Below are 17,325 nucleotides of genomic sequence, written 5' to 3'. Positions count from 1 at the left end.
GACGGCATGTCCGAACCGATGCCCATCGCCTACCCCGTCCGCCTCGACGAGCTGATCAACGCGATCAAACGGGTCCACCCGGACGTGCTGGACCAGCTCGCGGACGCCGTCCTGGCCGCCGAACACCTGGGCGAGGTCGCCGACCACCTGATCGGGCATTTCGTCGATCAGGCCCGCCGCTCGGGGGCCTCGTGGACCGACATCGGCAAGAGCATGGGCGTCACCAAACAGGCCGCCCAGAAGCGGTTCGTCCCGCGGGCCGAGGCCACCACGCTGGACCCCGAACAGGGCTTCGGGCGCTTCACGCCGCGGGCGCGCAGCGCGGTGGTGGCGGCCCAGAACGCCGCGCACGAAGCCGGCAACGGCGAGATCACGCCGGACCACCTGCTGCTCGGCGTGCTCAGCGACCCGGCCGCGCTGGCCACGGTGCTGCTGCAGCTGCAGAAGGTGGACGCCGAGACGATTCGCGCCGCCGTCACCCTGCCGCCCTCCGCCGGCGAACCGCCCGAGCTCATCCCGTTCAGCGGGCCCGCGCGCAAGGCGCTCGAGCTGACCTTCCGTGAGGCACTCCGGCTGGGCCACAACTACATCGGCACCGAGCACCTGCTGCTGGCGCTGCTCGAGCTCGAGGACGGGGCCGGGCCGCTGCACCGGTCCGGCGTGGACAAGGACCGCGTCGAGGCCGATCTGGTGGACGCGCTCGAATCGCTGAGCGCCGGCAAGAACCCCTCCCCCTCGCCGTAGCGCGTGTGCGATCATGCGAGGATGCACCGCTGGCTGATCGCCCTGTCAATCCTGCTGGTTGCGGCCGCGAACCTCGCGGCGCCGCGCGCGTGGGCCGGCGACGCGCCGATCGGCCACATCGGTGACACCCTGCGGGTGGACACCGGCGACTACGTCGCCGACATCACCGTGAGCGGCGTGACCCCTTGCGACCCGCCGCCGGGGTTCGGCTACACGCGCAGCGGCGTGCCGATCAAAAGCTTCCCCGGCAGCACCCCGAACCGCGCCGACGTGACGGTCCGCGCCGTCCGGGTGCCCAACCCCTACATCATGGCGACCGTGTTCAGCTTCGACGGCGTGACGCCGTTCGCCGACGCCTACAAACAGCGCGCCACCGACGCGCCCGACGAGCTGTCCAACGTGCTCGGCAACGCGCCGAACGGGGCGATCGTGCGCGGCGGGGCGTATTGGGACGCCTACCGCGACCCGGTGTCCACCGTCGTCCTGCTGGACCGGAAGACGGGCTATCACCTCGCGCAGTGGAATCTCTGACGCTATCGACGGGTTCGGTCGACGCCGGCGAGCTGGCTGCCGTTGCGGCCCAAACCTTTCCGCTGGCCTGCCCGCCGTCGACCGCTGCTGAGGACATCGCGTCGTTCGTCGAGGCCAACCTGTCGGCGGAGCGCTTCGCGGAATACCTGGCCGACCCGGACCGCGCGGTCATCACCGCCGCGCGGGGCGGGCGAATCGTCGGCTACGCCATGCTCATCCGTGACGGCTCCGACACCGCCGAGCTGTCGAAGATCTACGTGCTGCCCGACCACCACGGCGACGGGGTGTCGGCGGCGCTGATGGACCTGGCGCTGGCCACGGCCGAACGGTGGGGCGCGCGCAGCGTGTGGCTGGGCGTCAACCAGGCCAACCAACGCGCGCAACGCTTTTACGCCAAGAGCGGCTTTACGATCAACGGCACCAGGACGTTTCAAGTGGGCGGCCGCACCGAGAACGACTACCTCATGCTTCGCCGGCTCGGGTCAGCGCCACCAGCCGCGACGTCGCCCGCAGATACTTCTTGCGATAACCGCCCGCCAGCATCTCCTCGCTGAAGATGCTGTCCAGCTTCTCCCCCGATGCCACCACCGGGATCCCCGCGTCGTAGAGCCGGTCGGTCAGCGACACCAACCGCAGCGCGACGTTCTGGTCGTCGATGGCGTGCACGCCGGTGATGAACACCGCCGTCACGCCCTCGATCAGCGTCAGATACCGCGACGGGTGCATGGTGGCCAGGTGCGCGCACAGCGCGTCGAAGTCGTCCAGCGTCGCCCCCTCGACCCGTTCGGCGCGGGCGACCACCTCCTCGTCGGACAGCGGCTGCGGCGCCGGCGGCAGGCCGCGGTGCCGGTAGTCGGGGCCCTCGATCCGCACGGTGGTGAAAATGCTTGCCAGCGTGTTGATTTCGCGCAGGAAATCCTGGGCGGCGAAGCGGCCCTCGCCGAGCTGCTCGGGCAGGGTGTTGGAGGTCGCGGCCACCGACACTCCCCGCGCGACCAACGACGACAGCAGCCGCGAGACCAGCGTGGTGTTGCCGGGGTCGTCGAGCTCGAACTCGTCGATGCACACCGCGGTGTAACCGGCCAGCATCTCGATGCACTCGACGAACCCGAACACCCCGGCGAGCTGGGTCAGCTCGCCAAAGGTGGCGAACGCCTTGGGGGTTGGCGGTTCCGGTCCCGCGCCCGGCAACTGGTAGTAAGCCGAGGCGAGCAGGTGGGTCTTGCCCACGCCGAAGCCGCCGTCGAGGTAGAGCCCGACGCCGGGCAGTACGGCCCGCTTGCCGAACAGTTTTCGGCGGCCGGCCCGGCGCTCGACGGCCTGCCGGCAGAAGTCCTGACAGGCCTCGACGGCGGCCGCCTGGGTCGGTTCCGCCGGATCCGGGCGATACGTCGCGAAGCTCACGTCGGCGAACGTTGGCGGCGGCCGCAATTGGGCGATGAGTCGCTCCGGCGACACGGTCGGATGCCGATCCACCAACCCGGGCATGCCCCGAACTGTAGCGGCGTGCTGCAATCAAGCCATGCTGACGCTGCTCGGGTCCGCCCGCGAACTCGACGACGGCGAACTTGCCGGGCTCTACGGCTACCCGGACCGCGACGGCACCTGGCTGCGGGCGAATTTCATCACCAGCCTCGACGGCGGCGCCACGGCCGACGGCAGCAGCGGCGCGATGGGCGGGCCCGGCGACCGGCACATCTTCAACCTGCTGCGCGAACTGGCCGACGTGATCGTGGTCGGCGCCGGCACGGTGCGCATCGAGGGGTATTCCGGCGCGCACGTGGCCGTCGCGCAGCGCCAGGAGCGGCAGGCCCGCGGGCAAAGCGAGGTCCCGCAGCTGGCGGTCGTCACCCAGTCGGGGCACCTCGAGCCGGACCTGGCGGTGTTCACCCGGACCGAGGTGCCGCCCCTGGTGCTCACCTGCGCGGCGGCGGCCGACAAGACCCGCAGCCTGATCGGCGACCTGTGCGAGGTGGTGGACTGCTCCGGCGACGATCCCGGCAAGGTCGACGAGGCCACGCTGCTGGGCGCCCTCGCGGCGCGCGGAATGCGCCACATCCTCACCGAGGGCGGGCCGACGCTGCTCGGGACGTTCATCGACCGCGACCTGCTCGACGAGCTGTGCCTGACGGTCGCGCCGTACCTCGTCGGCGGCCTGGCGCGGCGCATCGCGGCGGGCCCGGGCCAGGCGCTGACCCGGATGCGCCGCGCCCACCTGCTCACCGACGAGGCCGGCTACCTTTACGGCCGCTACGTCAAGGCCTAGCTACTGTGGTCGGCATGAGTCGGCAGATCGCATCGGCCACGGTGCTGCTCGCGGTGACCGCGGTGGTGGCCGGCTGCGTTCCCGGCCTGGGCGCCGATCCGCGCTTCGCGACCAACTCCGGCGCCCACCCGCAGGGCGTGGCCCCGAGCAAGCCGCCGCCCAGCGGTCCGCCGCCGATCGCGGCGCCCAAGAACGACCTGGCCTGGCACGACTGCACATCGAAGGTCTTTTCCGACGCGGCCGTCCCCGCGGCGCCGGGTGTGCAGCTGGACTGCGCGACCTACGACAGCGACCTCGACCCGGTCAACGGCCAGGGCGGGAACCTGACCATCGGCGTGGTGCGCGCCCGCTCGAACCAGACGCCGCGCGACGCGGGACCGCTCGTCCTCACCACCGGATCGGACCTGCCGTCGTCCACGCAGCTGCCCGTGTGGCTCGCCCGCTCCGGCGCCGACGTGCTACAAACCCATCCCGTCGTGGCCGTGGACCGGCGCGGCATGGGCATGTCGAGCCCGATCGACTGCCGCGACCAGCTCGACCGGCAGTCGATGCGCGACCAGGCGCAGTTCCAGGCCGGCGACGACCCGGTGGCCAACCTGTCCGACATCTCCAACACCGCCACCACGAACTGCACCGACGCCATCGCGCCGGGCGCGTCCTCCTACGACAATTCGCACGCCGCCTCGGACATCGAGCGGCTGCGCACGCTGTGGGACGTGCCGGCGGTCGCGCTGATCGGGATCGGCAACGGCGCCCAGGTCGCGCTGGCCTACGCCGCGTCGCGGCCCGACCGAGTCGCGCGGCTGATCCTCGACTCCCCGATTGCGTTGGGCGTCAACGCCGAAGCGGCCGCCGAGCAACAGGTCAAGGGGCAACAGGCCGCGCTCGACGCGTTCGCCGCCCAGTGCGTCGCCGTCAACTGCGCGCTGGGCCCCGACCCGAAGGCCGCCGTCAGCGCGATGCTCACCGACGCGCGCGGCGGCAAGGGGCCCGGCGGCGCGGCGGTGGCCGGCGTCGCCAACGCCATCACCGTCGCGTTGGGTTTCCCGTCGGGCGGACGCGTCGGCGCCACCACGAGCCTGGCCAACGCGCTGGCCGCCGCCCGCTCCGGCGACGCCAACCAGCTGAACAACCTGATCAACCACGCGTACGCCGTCACCGACTCCGACGGCCAGTTCGTCAGCTCCTGCAGCGACGCCATCAACCGCCCCACCCCCGACCGGGTCCGCGAGCTCGTCGTGGCGTGGGCCAAGCTCTATCCCCAGTTCGGCACCGTCGCCGCCCTCAACTTGGTCAAATGCGTGCACTGGCCCACGATTCCGCCGCCGGCCCCGCCGAAGAACCTCAAGGTCGACATCCTGTTGGCGGGCGTGCAGAACGACCCGATCGTCGGCACCGAGGGGGTGGCTCAGACGGCGGCCACCATCATCAACGCCAACGCGGCCAGCAAGCGGGTGATGTGGCAGGGCATCGGTCACGGCGCCAGCATCTATTCGCCCTGCGCGGTCCCGCCGCTGATCGGCTACCTCAACAGCGGCAAGCTGCCCGGAACCGACACCTACTGCCCCGCCTGATACTTTGCGCTTCGTGACCGCAGCTGACTCGACCCGAACCGGCCTGCGTGACGGGATATTGGCCGCCTTTCGTCCCCGCACCGGCGCCCCGAGCGCCGCGACGATACTGCGATCGGTGCTGTGGCCGGTGGCCATCATGTCGGTGCTGCACCGCAGCATCATCCTCAGCATCAACGGCAACATCACCGACGACTTCAAGCCGGTGTACCGCGCGGTGCTGAACTTCCGGCACGGCTGGGACATCTACAACGAGCACTTCGACTACGTCGACCCGCACTACCTCTACCCGCCCGGCGGCACGCTGCTGATGGCCCCGTTCGGCTATCTGCCCTTCACGCCGTCGCGCTATCTGTTCATCCTGATCAATACCGTGGCCATCCTGATCGCCTGGTACCTGTTGCTGCGGCTGTTCAAATTCACGCTGTCCTCGGTGGCCGCTCCCGCGCTCCTGCTGGCCATGTTCTGCACGGAAAGCGTGACCAGCACGCTGGTGTTCACCAACATCAACGGCTGCGTGCTGCTCGCGGAGGTGCTGTTCCTGCGCTGGCTGCTGGACGGCCAAGTCGGGCACCAGTGGTGGGCCGGCCTCGTCATCGGGCTCACGTTGACGCTCAAACCGCTGCTCGGCCCGCTGCTGCTGCTGCCGCTGCTGAACCGGCAGTGGCGGACCTTGGTGCCCGCGTTCATCGTGCCGGTCGTCATCAACCTGGCCGCGTGGCCGTTGGTCAGCGACCCGATGGACTTCGTCACCCGCACGATGCCCTACATCGGCGGCGTCCGCGACTACTTCAACAGCTCGATCGAGGGCAACGGCGTGTACTTCGGGCTGCCCACCTGGCTGATCGTGTTCCTGCGGATCCTGTTCACCGTGCTCGCGATCGCCGCGCTGTGGCTGCTGTACCGCTACTACCGCACCCGCGACCCGCTGTTCTGGTACACCAGCTCGTCGGGCGTGCTGCTGCTGTGCTCCTGGCTGGTGCTGCCGCTGGCCCAGGGCTACTACTCGATGATGCTGTTCCCGTTCCTGATGACGGTCGTGCTGCCCAATTCGCTGATCCGCAATTGGCCGGCGTGGCTGGGGATCTACGGCTTCATGGCGCTGGACGACTGGCTGATCTACCGGTACATGAGGTACGGCCGCGCGCTGCACTACCTGAAGATCACCTACGGCTGGTCGCTGCTGCTGATCGTCGCGTTCACCGTGCTCTACTTCCGCTATCTGGACGCCAAGGCCGAGGGCCGGCTGGACGAGGGCATCGATCCGGCGTGGGTCCCGGACGAATGTCAGCGCGACGCGCTGATCGCAAGCGCGGCGGAGCCGGGCGCAGCGGGTCAGCGCCATCCGAGCTAGCGTGGACGCATGACGAGCCCCAAGGTGCAACTGTCCGACGACGAGTGGCGCCAAAAGCTGAACCCGCAGGAGTTCGAGGTGCTGCGCCGCGCCGGCACCGAACGGCCGTTCACCGGCGAGTACACCGACACCAAGACCGAGGGCGTGTACCAATGCCGGGCGTGCGGCGCCGAATTGTTCCGCAGCACAGAGAAATTCGAGTCGCACTGCGGCTGGCCGTCGTTCTTCGACCCGGCCAGCTCCGACGCGGTGATCCTGCGTCCCGACCACTCGATGGGGACGACGCGCACCGAGGTGCTGTGCGCGAACTGCCACAGCCACCTGGGCCACGTGTTCGCCGGCGAGGGCTACCCCACCCCGACCGACCAGCGCTACTGCATCAACTCGATCTCGTTGCGGCTGGTGCCGACGGGCGCCTAGCCCGGCACCCGCCGAACCGATTCCCACGCGTCACAAGAAGCGAGGCATGTGCCTTGGTGCCCGCCTCATAGCGACAATCGCGCGCACCGCGCCGCGGGGACAGTTGTCGCTGTGAGGCGGGCAAAGAGTCACCCCCAACTTTCGGGTGACTGATGTGACGGGTGGGGCTAGTCCACCCGCGTGGCGTGGCATTCCCAGAACGGGGCGTGCACCCGGCCGCCCTCCAGCCACGGCTCCATCGCCCGGAACCGGTCCAGCAGCGCCTGCACCTGGTCGGCCATGTCCGGGTTGCGCGCGGCCATCAGCTCGATCGTCTGGGTGCTCATGTTGACCAGATAGGTCGTCGGGCCGAGGTAGGTGATCTCCCACCCGCCGGCCGGCAGCACCTCACGAAAGTCGTCCTCGGACAACGACCGCATCATCTTGAAGCCGTTGACGTCGTGCTCGCCGAACTCGAACATGTACAGCCGCGCCCCGGGCTTGGTCGCCCGGCGCAACGCCTGCACGTACGCGTGCTGCATGTCCTGGTCGGTGCTGAAGGTGTGGTAGAAGGCGCAGTCGACGACGGTGTCGAACCGGTTGTCGAATCCCTCCAGCTTGGTGGCGTCAGCCAGCTCGAAATTCACTGACACGCCGGCCTTTTGGGCGTTCTGGCGGGCCCGCTCGATCGCTCCGGCCGACCCGTCGATGCCGGTCGCCGAGTAGCCCTTCGAGGCGTAGTAGATCGCGTGGTGACCGGGGCCGGTGCCCGGGTCGAGCACCTCACCCTTGATCGCGCCCAGCGCGACCAGCCGCTGAACCACCGGCTGCGGACCGCCGATGTCCCACGGCGTCGCCGCGGGCAGTCCGTGCGACGTCCGGTCGTCGCGGTACATCTCCTCGAAGCGGGCGGGATCGGTCGGGTCGAACGGCGCGGTCGTCACGGCAGCGCCGCCACCAACTGCTCGACCGGCACCCGCGGCCCGGTGAAGAACGGCGTCTCGGCGCGGGTGTGGCGGCGCGCGTCGGTGGCGCGCAGCTCGCGCATGAGGTCGACGATGCGGTCCAGCTCGGGCGCCTCGAAGGCCAGGATCCATTCGTAGTCGCCCAGCGCGAACGCCGGCACGGTGTTGGCGCGGACGTCCTTGTATTCGCGCGCGGCCATGCCGTGCTCGGCGAGCATGCGGCGGCGTTCCTCGTCGGGCAGCAGGTACCACTCGTAAGACCGCACAAAGGGATACACGCAGACGTAGTTGCCGGGCTCCTCGCCGGCCAGAAACGCCGGGATGTGGCTCTTGTTGAACTCGGCGGGCCGATGCAGCGCCACGCTGCTCCACACCGGCGCGCTGGCCCGGCCCAGGGTGGTGGTGCGCCGGAAGTCGGCGTAGGTCGCCTGCAGCGCCTCGATGCGTTCGGCGTGGGTCCAGATCATGAAATCGGCGTCGGCGCGCAGGCCCGCCACGTCGTAGAGGCCGCGCACCACCACGCCGCGCGCCTCCTGCTCCTTGAAAAACCTGGCGGCGTCGTCGATCACGGCGGCGCGCTCGTCACCGAGCTCGCCCGGCCGCACGGCGAACACCGAGAACATCAGGTAGCGAAGCTGCGAATTCAGCGCCTCGTAATCGAGTTTGGCCATGGCATCTATCGTGCCACTTCCGCCTGCAGCGCCTCGGCCGCCCGGGCGGCCGCCCCGACGCAGGCCGGCACACCGATCCCGTCCAGGTAGCTGCCGGCGACCGCGAGACCGGGCGGCAGCCCGGCGCGCACCTCGGCGACCACGTCGGCGTGGCCGGGACCGTACTGCGGCATCGCGTCCATCCAGCGCTGCACCCGGGCGTCGACCGGGTCGACGCTCAGCCCGAACACGTCGACCAGGTCGCTCAGCGCCCAGCCCAGCAGTTCGTCGTCGGGCGTGCCGGCCGCTGAATTTTCCGGGTCGTCGCCGAACCGCCCGAACGACAGCCGCAGCAGCTGGGTGTCCCCCCGCGCGCCCCATTTGCGCGACGACAGCGTGATCGCCTTGGCCCGCAGGCGTTCCCCGGTCGCGGCCAGGACGCCGGAGCACTGCGGGAACGCGGTGTCGGCGGGGACCGCGAGCGCCACCACCACCGACGACGCGCTCTCGATCCGGCGGGCGGCGGCGCTGGTGCGCGGCGCCACCTCGGCGACCAGCGTCGCCAGCCGCGGGGCCGGAATGGCCAGGATCACCGCGTCGGCGCGCCAGCGGGTGCCGGCGTCGTCGAGCAGCGACCAGCCGGCCCCGTCGGGTTCGAGCCGTTGCACCGCGGCGCGCACCCAGTTCGCGCGGCCGCGCCCGACGAGCTGGTCGACCAGCACCCGGTACCCGCCGTCGATCGCCCCGAACACCGGCGCGCCGGTGTTCGGGGGCAGCCCCTCGGTGACGGCCTCGGTCAGGCTGGTGGCGCCGCGGTCGAGGGCCGCCGCGACGCTGGGGGCCGCCGCGCGCAGACCGATGGTCGCCGCGGAGCCCGCGTACACCCCGCTGAGCAGGGGATCCACCGACCGGGCCACGACCTGCGCGCCGAACCGGTCGCCGACCAGGTCGGCGACGGCGGGGTCGCTGCCGGGTTGCCACGCCAGCGGGCGGCCGGGTTCGGCGTCGATGCGCGCGAGGGTCGCGTCGTCCACCAGCCCGGCCACCGAGGCGGACGACGACGGGATCCCGACGACGGTCCCGGTGGGCAGCGGGTGCAACCGCCGCTGGCTGTAGATCAGCGGCCTGGCCCCGGTGGTGGCCCGCTGGAGATCCGACAGGCCCAGCTCGGCCAGCAGCGCCGGCATCTCGGGCCGGCGCAACACGAACGCCTCCGCGCCCACGTCCATCGCCTGCCCGCCGACCCGCTCGGTGCGCAACACCCCGCCGAGCCGGTCGGCGGGCTCGAACAGTGTGATCGTCGCGTCGTCACCGGCGGCCGCGCGCAGCCGGTACGCCGCCGTAAGCCCCGAAATGCCGCCGCCCACAACGCAATACGAGCGGGCGGTCATAGCGAGTGGACCAGCGCGACCAGGTCGGTCAGGATGCCGGGATCGGTCTCGGGCAGCACCCCGTGACCGAGGTTGAACACGTGGCCGGTCGCGCCGGCGTCGATCGCGCGGCGCCCGTCGTCGATGACGGCCCGCGCGGCGCGTTCCACCACCGGCCAACCCGCCTGCAGCACCACCGGATCGAGGTTGCCCTGCAGCGCGGTGCCGGGCTCGACCCGGGCGGCGGCGTCGACCAGCGCGGTGCGCCAGTCCACCCCGACGGCGGTGGCCTGCCGCGGCTTCATCCCGCACTTCAGCGCCGAGGACATCGCGCCCAGCAACTCGGCCGTGCCGACCCCGAAGTGCGTCATCGGCACGCCGTATTCCGACAGCGTGGCGAACACCCGCGAGCTGTGCGGCAGCACGTAATGGCGGTAGTCGGCCAGCGACAGCGTCCCCGCCCACGAGTCGAACACCTGGATCGCGTCCACCCCGGCCTCGATCTGCCCCCGCAGGAACGCGACGGTGAGGTCGGTCAGCTTCTCCATCAGCGCGTGCCAGCTGTGCGGCTCGGCCAGCATCATCGCCTTGGTGCGGGCGTGGTTGCGGCTGGGGCCGCCTTCGACGAGGTAGGACGCCAGTGTGAACGGCGCGCCGGCGAAGCCGATCAGCGGGACGTCGCCCAGCGCGCCGACGAGCAGCGAGACCGCCTCTCCTATCGGCGCAATCGCCTGCGGCTCAAGGGGTTTCATCGCATCGATGTCGGCGTCGGTGCGCACCGGGTGCGCGATCACCGGCCCCACGTCGGCGACGATGTCCAGTTCGACGCCCGCGGCGCGCAGCGGCACCACGATGTCGGAGAACAGGATCGCCGCGTCGACGCCGTGTCGGCGCACCGGCTGCAGCGTGATCTCGCAGGCCACCTCCGGCTCGAAGCAGGCCGCGAGCATGCTGTGCCGTTCCCGCAACGCCCGGTATTCGGGCAGCGAGCGCCCGGCCTGGCGCATGAACCACACCGGCACGCGGCCGGGCTTGCCCCCGCTGACGGCGGCCAGATACGGCGACTCGGGCAGGTCACGGCGGGCACGCACGGGGGTGTTCATCAGCCTCAATGCTGCCACGAGTGCCGATCGGCGCATGCGTAACATCGACCCCGTGCCGATCAGCTACGACGAGTTTCCCAGCCTGCGCTTCGAACCCGCCGACAAACCTGGTTCCGAAGGCGTGCTGACGCTGGTGCTCGACTCCCCCGGCCTCAACTCCGTCGGGCCGCAGATGCACCGCGACCTGGCCGACGTCTGGCCGGTGCTCGATCGCGACCCGGCCGTGCGCGTCGTCCTGGTCCGCGGCGAGGGCAAGGCCTTCTCCTCCGGCGGCAGCTTCGACCTGATCGACGAGACGATCGGCGACTTCGAGGGCCGGATCCGCATCATGCGGGAGGCCCGCGACCTGGTGCTCAACATGGTCAACTTCGACAAGCCCGTCGTCTCGGCGATCCGGGGCCCCGCCGTCGGCGCCGGCCTGGTGGTGGCGCTGCTCGCCGACATCTCGGTCGCGGGCCGCACCGCGCGGTTCATCGACGGGCACACCAAGCTCGGGGTGGCCGCCGGCGACCACGCCGCGATCTGCTGGCCGCTGCTGGTCGGCATGGCCAAGGCCAAGTACTACCTGCTCACCTGCGAAACCCTGCTGGGCGAGGAGGCGGAACGCATCGGACTGGTCTCCACCTGCGTCGACGACGACGAGGTGCTGGCGACCGCCACCCGCATCGCCGAGAACCTGGCCCAGGGCGCGCAGAACGCCATCCGCTGGACCAAGCACAGCCTGAACTACTGGTACCGCATGTTCGGCCCCACCTTCGAAACGTCGCTCGGCCTGGAATTCCTCAGCTTCGGCGGCCCCGACGTCCGCGAAGGCCTGGCCGCGCACCGGGAGAAGCGCCCGGCCCGGTTCGACGGGGAAAAGCGCCCTGAGCAGCCAAGACGTTCTGCAGCGGGCACCGATAGGCGCTGGTAACGGCTTGGTCGCGACGGGCGCGGAATTCGGCGCGCCTGTTTCGGCGTGTCGGGTGATGGGTCTAGCGTCGAACGCTGTGACGTCAGCTGAACCGGCCCCATTCCGCGAGGCGGTAGTGGCGATGAACGCCGTCACCGTGCGGCCGGAGATCGAGCTGGGCCCGATCCGTCCGCCGCAGCGCCTGGCGCCCTACAGCTACGCGCTGGGCGCCGAGGTCAAGCACCCCGACCTCGAGATCGTCCCGGAGCGGTCCGAGGGCGACGCGTTCGGCCGGCTGATCCTGCTCTACGACCCCGACGGCGCCGACGCCTGGGACGGGACCATCCGCCTGGTCGCCTACATCCAGGCCGACCTCGACCCGACCGAGGCCGTCGACCCGCTGCTGCCGGAGGTGGCGTGGAGCTGGCTGGTCGACGCGCTGGAATCGCGCCTCGAGCACACCACCGCCCTGGGCGGCACCGTCACCGCGACCACGTCGGTGCGCTACGGCGACATCTCCGGGCCGCCCCGCGCCCACCAGCTGGAGCTGCGGGCGTCCTGGACGGCGACCAGCCCCGACGTCGGCGCGCACGTCGAGGCGTTCTGCGAGGTGCTCGAGCACGCCGCGGGCCTGCCGCCGACCGGGGTCACCGACCTGAGCTCCCGGTCACGCGCCTGACATGAGCGAAGCTGGGGCCGTCGGGCCCGACAGCGCCGTGCCCGAAGCGTGCCCGCTGCTGCACCCGGCCGACGGCGTCCCCGACCTCGCGGTGAGCGTGCGGGAGATCGAGGCGGCCGCGCGGCTGTTGGACCGCGGGCGCGGACCTTTCGCGGTGGACGCCGAGCGGGCGTCGGGATTCCGCTACTCCAACCGGGCCTACCTGATCCAGATCCGGCGGGCGGGCGCCGGCACGGTGCTCATCGACCCGGTCAGCCACGGCGCCGACCCGCTGACGGCGCTGCGGCCGGTCGCCGAGGTGCTCGGCTCCGACGAGTGGATCCTGCACTCCGCCGACCAGGACCTGCCGTGCCTGGCCGAGGTCGGCATGCGGCCCCCCGCCCTGTACGACACCGAGCTGGCCGGTCGGCTCGCCGGGTTCGACCGGGTGAACCTGGCCACCATGGTCGAGCGGCTGCTCGGATACGGCTTGGCCAAGGGCCACGGCGCGGCCGACTGGTCCAAGCGCCCGCTGCCCGCCGAGTGGCTCAACTACGCCGCCCTGGACGTGGAACTGCTGATCGAGCTGCGCGCCGCGATCTCCGACGTGCTGGCCGAGCAGGGCAAAACCGGTTGGGCCGCAGAGGAATTCGACTACCTGCGCGACGCGGGCTCCAAGGAGCTGCCGCCGGCCGCGCGGCGCGACCGCTGGCGCCGCACGTCGGGGATCCATCGGGTGCGCGACCGCCGGGGCCTGGCCGCGGTACGCGAGCTGTGGACCGCGCGCGACCGGATCGCGCAGCGCCGCGACATCGCGCCCCGCCGCGTCCTGCCGGATTCAGCCATCATCGACGCCGCCCTGGCCGACCCGAAGACCGTCGAGGAACTCGTCAAGCTGCCCGTGTTCGGCGGGCGCAACCAGCGCCGCAGCGCCGCGGTGTGGCTGGGGGCGCTGGAAGCGGCCCGGCGGAGCCAGGACCCGCCGGAGGACGCCGAGCCGCCCAACGGCCCGCCACCGCCGGCGCGGTGGAGCAGGCGCAAACCGGAGGCCGCGGCGCGGCTCGAGGCGGCCCGCGCGGCGCTGGGCGAAGTGTCGGAGCGGGTGGGGGTCCCGACGGAAAACCTGGTCTCGCCCGACCTGGTGCGACGGCTGTGCTGGGACTGGGCGGGCGCGCCCGACCCCGACGAGGCCGTCGACGAATTCCTGCGCGCCGGACAGGCGCGGGCGTGGCAGCGTCAGCTCGTGGACCCGGCGCTGGCCCGGGCGTTGCAGCCGCCGGAGGCCGGCGACTAGTCCAGGTGCTCCGGGATCTCGGCCTCGGACACCAACGACCCCAGCGCCGCCACCCAACCGGTGACGCGACGGGCCACGTCCTGGTCGGTCAGACCCAGATCGGCGAGCACCTCACCCCGCGACGCGTGCTCGTAGAACCGCTGTGGCAGCCCGACGTCGCGGCACGGCGTGTCGATCTCCGCGCGCCGCAGCGCCGCCGACACCGCCGAGCCCACGCCGCCGTTGACGCCGTTGTCCTCGCACGTGACGACAAGCTTGTGCTGCGCCGCCATGTCGAGCACGCCGTCGGCCACGGGCAACACCCAGCGCGGGTCGATCACCGTCACCCCGATGCCCTGGTTGTGCAGCCGCTTGGCCACCGCCAGCGCCATCGGCGCGAACGCGCCGACCCCGACCAGCAGCACGTCGTGGTTGAGCCCGTCGGCCGGGACCGCCAGCACGTCGACCCCCCCGCGCCGTTCGAGGGCCGGAATGTCCTCTCCCACATCGCCTTTGGGGAACCGTATCGCCGTCGGGCCGTCGTCGATGTCGAGCGCCTCGCCGAGCTCCTCGCGCAGCCGGGCGGCGTCGCGGGGCGCGGCCACCCGGATGCCGGGCACGATGTTCAGCATCGACAGGTCCCACATCCCGTTGTGGCTGGCGCCGTCGGAACCGGTGACCCCGGCCCGGTCCAGCACCATGGTGACCGGCAGCTTGTGCAGCGCCACGTCCATCATGATCTGGTCGAAGGCCCGGTTGAGGAACGTCGAATAGATCGCCACCACCGGGTGCATGCCGCCCATCGCGAGCCCGGCGGCCGACGTCATCGCGTGTTGCTCGGCGATGCCGACGTCGAACAGGCGGTCCGGGAACTGCTGCCCGAACGGGGTCAGCCCGGTGGGTCCGGGCATCGCGGCGGTGATGGCCACGATGTCGCGGCGTTTGCGCGCGTAGGCGATGAGCGCGTCGGAGAAGGTCGCCGTCCAGCCCGGCCCGGGGATCTTGGTGGCCAGGCCGGTGGCCGGGTCGATGACCCCGCAGGAATGCATCTGCTCGGCCTCGTCGTCCTCGGCCGGCGCGTAGCCCATGCCCTTGCGGGTGACGACGTGCACGATCACCGGTCGGCCGAAGCCGCGGGCGTGGCGCAGCGCGGCCTCCACCGCGCGCTCGTCGTGGCCGTCGACCGGGCCGACGTACTTCAGGCCGAGGTCGGTGAACAGCAGCTGCGGCGAGAGGGAGTCCTTGATGCCGGCCTTGACGCTGTGCATGAAGCGGTAGGCGATCTGGCCGACGAGGGGCAGCGAGCGCACCGCGTCGCGACCCCGTTCCAGCATGTGCTCGTAGGCCGGCTGCAGCCGCAGCGTGGCCAGGTGGTCGGCGACCCCGCCGATGGTGGGCGCGTAGCTGCGGCCGTTGTCGTTGACGACGATGATCACCGGCCGGCGCGAGGCGGCGATGTTGTTCAGCGCCTCCCAGCACATGCCGCCGGTGAGCGCGCCGTCGCCGACGACGGCGACCACGTGCCGGTTGCGGTGCCCGCTCAGCTCGAACGCCTTGGCCAGCCCGTCGGCGTAGGACAGCGCCGCGCTGGCGTGACTGGACTCCACCCAGTCGTGCTCGCTCTCCGCGCGCGACGGATACCCCGACAGGCCCCCCTTTTTGCGCAGGCTCTCGAAGTCGTGGGAGCGGCCCGTCAGCATCTTGTGGACGTAGGCCTGGTGGCCGGTGTCGAAGACGATCGGGTCGTGCGGCGAGTCGAACACGCGGTGCAGCGCGAGCGTCAGCTCGACGACGCCCAGGTTGGGCCCCAGATGCCCTCCGGTGGCCGCCACCTTGTGGATCAGGAACTCGCGAATCTCGGTCGCCAGATCACGCAGCTGCGGTTGGGAGAGGTACTGCAGATCAGCGGGCCCGCGGATCTGTTCCAGCATCCCGTTAGTCTACGCAGCGGCCGCGGCCACACCAGGGAAGCCGCTGGCGGGGGCCTACGGCCGGCCGAAGAGTTCGCGCAGGGTGGAGTGAAGTTCGGGATCTGCCAGGACGACGACCTCGTCGCCGGCCCGAAGTTCCGTCTCGCCCCGCACGGGCACCAGGCCGGTGGTCCGGACCACGATGCTCACCCAGATGTCACCGACACGGTCGCTGAGCCCCTCGACGGTGCACCCCTCGGCGGCGGAGCCGGGCGCAACACTGAACCGATGGACACCCTCCGGTTCGTCCGCGAGCCGGACACCGATCTGCCACGGCCGGGTCTCCACGGTGCGCATGGGCAGCTTCAGCAGCCGGGCGACGCCGGGGACCGAGCTGCCCTGCACCAGCACCGAGAAGATGACGACGACGACCACGATGCCGTACAGCCGCTCGGCGTCGGCGACGTGGGCGGCGCGGAGGAATTCGCCCAGGAGGATCGGCACCGCGCCCTTGAGCCCGGCGAAGAGAATGAAGACACGTTCGTTCCGCTGCAGTCGAACCGGAACCAGGCACGAGCCCACCGCCAACGGGCGAATCACCAGCGTCAGGGCGACACCGAGGGCGACCCCGGGAATCCACACATCGGGATGGGTCAGCACGTCGAGGTCGACGGTCAGGCCGAGAACGGCGAACGCAACGATCTCCGCGAGACCGGCCAGGGCGGCGTGGAATCGCTTGATCTCCGGCTTGTACGGCGCGCGGGCGTCGCCGATCACGATGCCCGCGACGAACACCGCGAGAAACCCCGAGCCGTGCGCGAGCGTGGCTATGCCGTACAACATCAGACAGGACGCCAGCGTTCGCAGCGGATAGAGGCCCTCGCTGGGTAATGCCACGCGGCGCATGAAGACGAGCAGGGCGCGGCCGCCGATCACCCCGACGGCCAGGCCGATCGCCATCTGCAGGACGAATTGGGTTCCCACGCCGGCGAATCCGGCCGCGCTGAGACCACCGGCCGCGACCAGGCTCGACATCAAGGAGATGCCGACCGGGTCATTGGCGCCGGACTCGCCCTCCAGGATGGTGCTGCTGCGGCCCCTGATCTCGCGTTTGCCCAGGACGGAGAAAACGACCGCCGGATCGGTGGGGGCCACGGCGGTGGCAACGAGGACCGCGGGAAACCAGCCGATTCCGCAGACGTAGTGCACCATCAGTGCCGCCCCGGCAGCGGTGAGGGCGGTTCCCACGACGCCCACCGACAGGATCGGGGCGGCCGCGGCGCGGAAGCGCGCCGGACCGATGTGCATGCCGCCGTCGAACAACACGAGCACCAGCGCGATGGTGATCACCCGTTCGACGGTGCGCTCGGAGGGTGGCTGCACCACCGGGACCGCGCGCACCGCCACGGCGGCTCCGATCAGCACCAGCAGCGGCACCGGCACCTTGACCCGCTCGGTGAGGCGGTTCGCGAGCACGGCCATCAGACCGAGTGCGCTCGTGAACGAGACGATCAGTGCGTAACCGAGGCTTTCGTTCATGATCGCCGGGACCGCACCCGAGCCTTTCGGTTGGTCGACAAGGACATCGCCGACCAGACTTCCCGGCACACCGCGACGGAGTCTAGCCGCTGCCGGGAGA

At 71.1% G+C, this 17,325-nt stretch carries 15 protein-coding genes and 2 pseudogenes; 10 read left to right on the top strand and 7 right to left on the bottom strand.

The annotated features are described in order from the left end of the window. Positions 1 to 6: 6 nt before the first annotated feature. From AWB89_RS19715 to AWB89_RS19705, 3 genes and pseudogenes are all read left to right on the top strand, one after another. Positions 7 to 744 carry a Clp protease N-terminal domain-containing protein gene (locus tag AWB89_RS19715; protein WP_085102940.1) on the top strand — a complete coding sequence of 246 codons (738 nt, stop codon included), beginning with the start codon at positions 7 to 9 and terminating at the stop codon, positions 742 to 744. Positions 745 to 765: 21 nt separating this feature from the next. After that, on the top strand, positions 766 to 1,275 hold the full coding sequence (locus AWB89_RS19710; protein ID WP_085175899.1) for a hypothetical protein: 510 nt from the start codon (positions 766 to 768) through the stop codon (positions 1,273 to 1,275). Then, a pseudogene (locus AWB89_RS19705) lies at positions 1,263 to 1,754 on the top strand (GNAT family N-acetyltransferase); the annotation flags it as partial. The gene AWB89_RS19710 and the pseudogene AWB89_RS19705, both read left to right, overlap by 13 nt. Here the strand turns inward: AWB89_RS19705 and zapE are convergent. Further along, a pseudogene (gene zapE / locus AWB89_RS19700) lies at positions 1,738 to 2,794 on the bottom strand (cell division protein ZapE). The pseudogenes AWB89_RS19705 and zapE overlap by 17 nt on opposite strands. On the opposite strand from zapE, the gene AWB89_RS19695 reads away from it, so the two are divergent. Genes AWB89_RS19695 through msrB form a run of 4 tightly spaced genes read left to right on the top strand, consistent with a single transcriptional unit; the run spans position 2,762 to position 6,886 of the window. Beyond that, on the top strand, positions 2,762 to 3,541 hold the full coding sequence (locus AWB89_RS19695) for a pyrimidine reductase family protein (protein ID WP_085102932.1): 780 nt from the start codon (positions 2,762 to 2,764) through the stop codon (positions 3,539 to 3,541). The pseudogene zapE and the gene AWB89_RS19695 sit on opposite strands and share 33 nt — an antisense overlap. Positions 3,542 to 3,555: 14 nt before the next feature. Beyond that, entirely contained in the window at positions 3,556 to 5,115 is a 1,560-nt protein-coding gene (locus tag AWB89_RS19690; RefSeq protein ID WP_085102930.1) for an alpha/beta fold hydrolase, read from the top strand. 13 nt (positions 5,116 to 5,128) lie between these two features. Beyond that, complete coding sequence (gene aftC / locus AWB89_RS19685) at positions 5,129 to 6,466, top strand: arabinofuranan 3-O-arabinosyltransferase (protein ID WP_241520537.1); 1,338 nt, start codon at positions 5,129 to 5,131, stop codon at positions 6,464 to 6,466. 9 nt (positions 6,467 to 6,475) lie between these two features. After that, entirely contained in the window at positions 6,476 to 6,886 is a 411-nt protein-coding gene (msrB, locus tag AWB89_RS19680) for a peptide-methionine (R)-S-oxide reductase MsrB (protein WP_085102925.1), read from the top strand. 167 nt (positions 6,887 to 7,053) lie between these two features. Here the strand turns inward: msrB and AWB89_RS19675 are convergent, their stop codons facing one another. The 4 genes from AWB89_RS19675 to hemE are packed head-to-tail and all read right to left on the bottom strand — an operon-like array spanning position 7,054 to position 10,941. Then, entirely contained in the window at positions 7,054 to 7,761 is a 708-nt protein-coding gene (locus AWB89_RS19675; protein WP_085103146.1) for a class I SAM-dependent methyltransferase, read from the bottom strand. A gap of 44 nt (positions 7,762 to 7,805) precedes the next feature. Then, a complete protein-coding gene (hemQ, locus tag AWB89_RS19670; protein WP_085102923.1) occupies positions 7,806 to 8,501 on the bottom strand; it encodes a hydrogen peroxide-dependent heme synthase in 696 nt (231 codons plus the stop codon). A 5-nt stretch (positions 8,502 to 8,506) separates the two neighbouring features. Beyond that, complete coding sequence (locus AWB89_RS19665) at positions 8,507 to 9,871, bottom strand: protoporphyrinogen oxidase (protein ID WP_085175893.1); 1,365 nt, start codon at positions 9,869 to 9,871, stop codon at positions 8,507 to 8,509. After that, positions 9,868 to 10,941: a uroporphyrinogen decarboxylase gene (gene hemE / locus AWB89_RS19660; RefSeq protein WP_139830848.1), complete on the bottom strand. Its 1,074-nt coding sequence runs from the start codon at positions 10,939 to 10,941 to the stop codon at positions 9,868 to 9,870. The genes AWB89_RS19665 and hemE overlap by 4 nt, the downstream gene beginning before the upstream one ends. Before the next feature lie 64 nt (positions 10,942 to 11,005). Between hemE and AWB89_RS19655 the strand changes: the two genes are divergently transcribed. The 3 genes from AWB89_RS19655 to AWB89_RS19645 all read left to right on the top strand — a co-directional run bounded on the left by AWB89_RS19655 (position 11,006) and on the right by AWB89_RS19645 (position 13,797). After that, on the top strand, positions 11,006 to 11,866 hold the full coding sequence (locus AWB89_RS19655) for an enoyl-CoA hydratase/isomerase family protein (protein WP_193791369.1): 861 nt from the start codon (positions 11,006 to 11,008) through the stop codon (positions 11,864 to 11,866). 121 nt (positions 11,867 to 11,987) lie between these two features. Beyond that, positions 11,988 to 12,524 carry a DUF3000 domain-containing protein gene (locus AWB89_RS19650; RefSeq protein WP_241519469.1) on the top strand — a complete coding sequence of 179 codons (537 nt, stop codon included), beginning with the start codon at positions 11,988 to 11,990 and terminating at the stop codon, positions 12,522 to 12,524. A gap of 1 nt (position 12,525) precedes the next feature. Continuing rightward, entirely contained in the window at positions 12,526 to 13,797 is a 1,272-nt protein-coding gene (locus AWB89_RS19645; RefSeq protein WP_085102912.1) for an HRDC domain-containing protein, read from the top strand. Here the strand turns inward: AWB89_RS19645 and dxs are convergent. Together dxs and AWB89_RS19635 are read right to left on the bottom strand one after the other, a co-directional pair. Beyond that, positions 13,794 to 15,707: a 1-deoxy-D-xylulose-5-phosphate synthase gene (gene dxs, locus AWB89_RS19640; RefSeq protein WP_085102910.1), complete on the bottom strand. Its 1,914-nt coding sequence runs from the start codon at positions 15,705 to 15,707 to the stop codon at positions 13,794 to 13,796. The two genes, AWB89_RS19645 and dxs, sit on opposite strands and share 4 nt — an antisense overlap. Positions 15,708 to 15,761: 54 nt before the next feature. Further along, positions 15,762 to 17,294, bottom strand: a complete 1,533-nt coding sequence (locus AWB89_RS19635; RefSeq protein WP_241519458.1) for a cation:proton antiporter domain-containing protein — start codon at positions 17,292 to 17,294, stop codon at positions 15,762 to 15,764. Positions 17,295 to 17,325: the final 31 nt, after the last annotated feature.

It is taken from the genome of Mycobacterium paraense (assembly GCF_002101815.1).
GTDB lineage: Bacteria > Actinomycetota > Actinomycetes > Mycobacteriales > Mycobacteriaceae > Mycobacterium > Mycobacterium paraense.
Note: the sequence above shows the minus strand (reverse complement) of the source record. Positions and strands in the feature narration are given on the sequence as shown.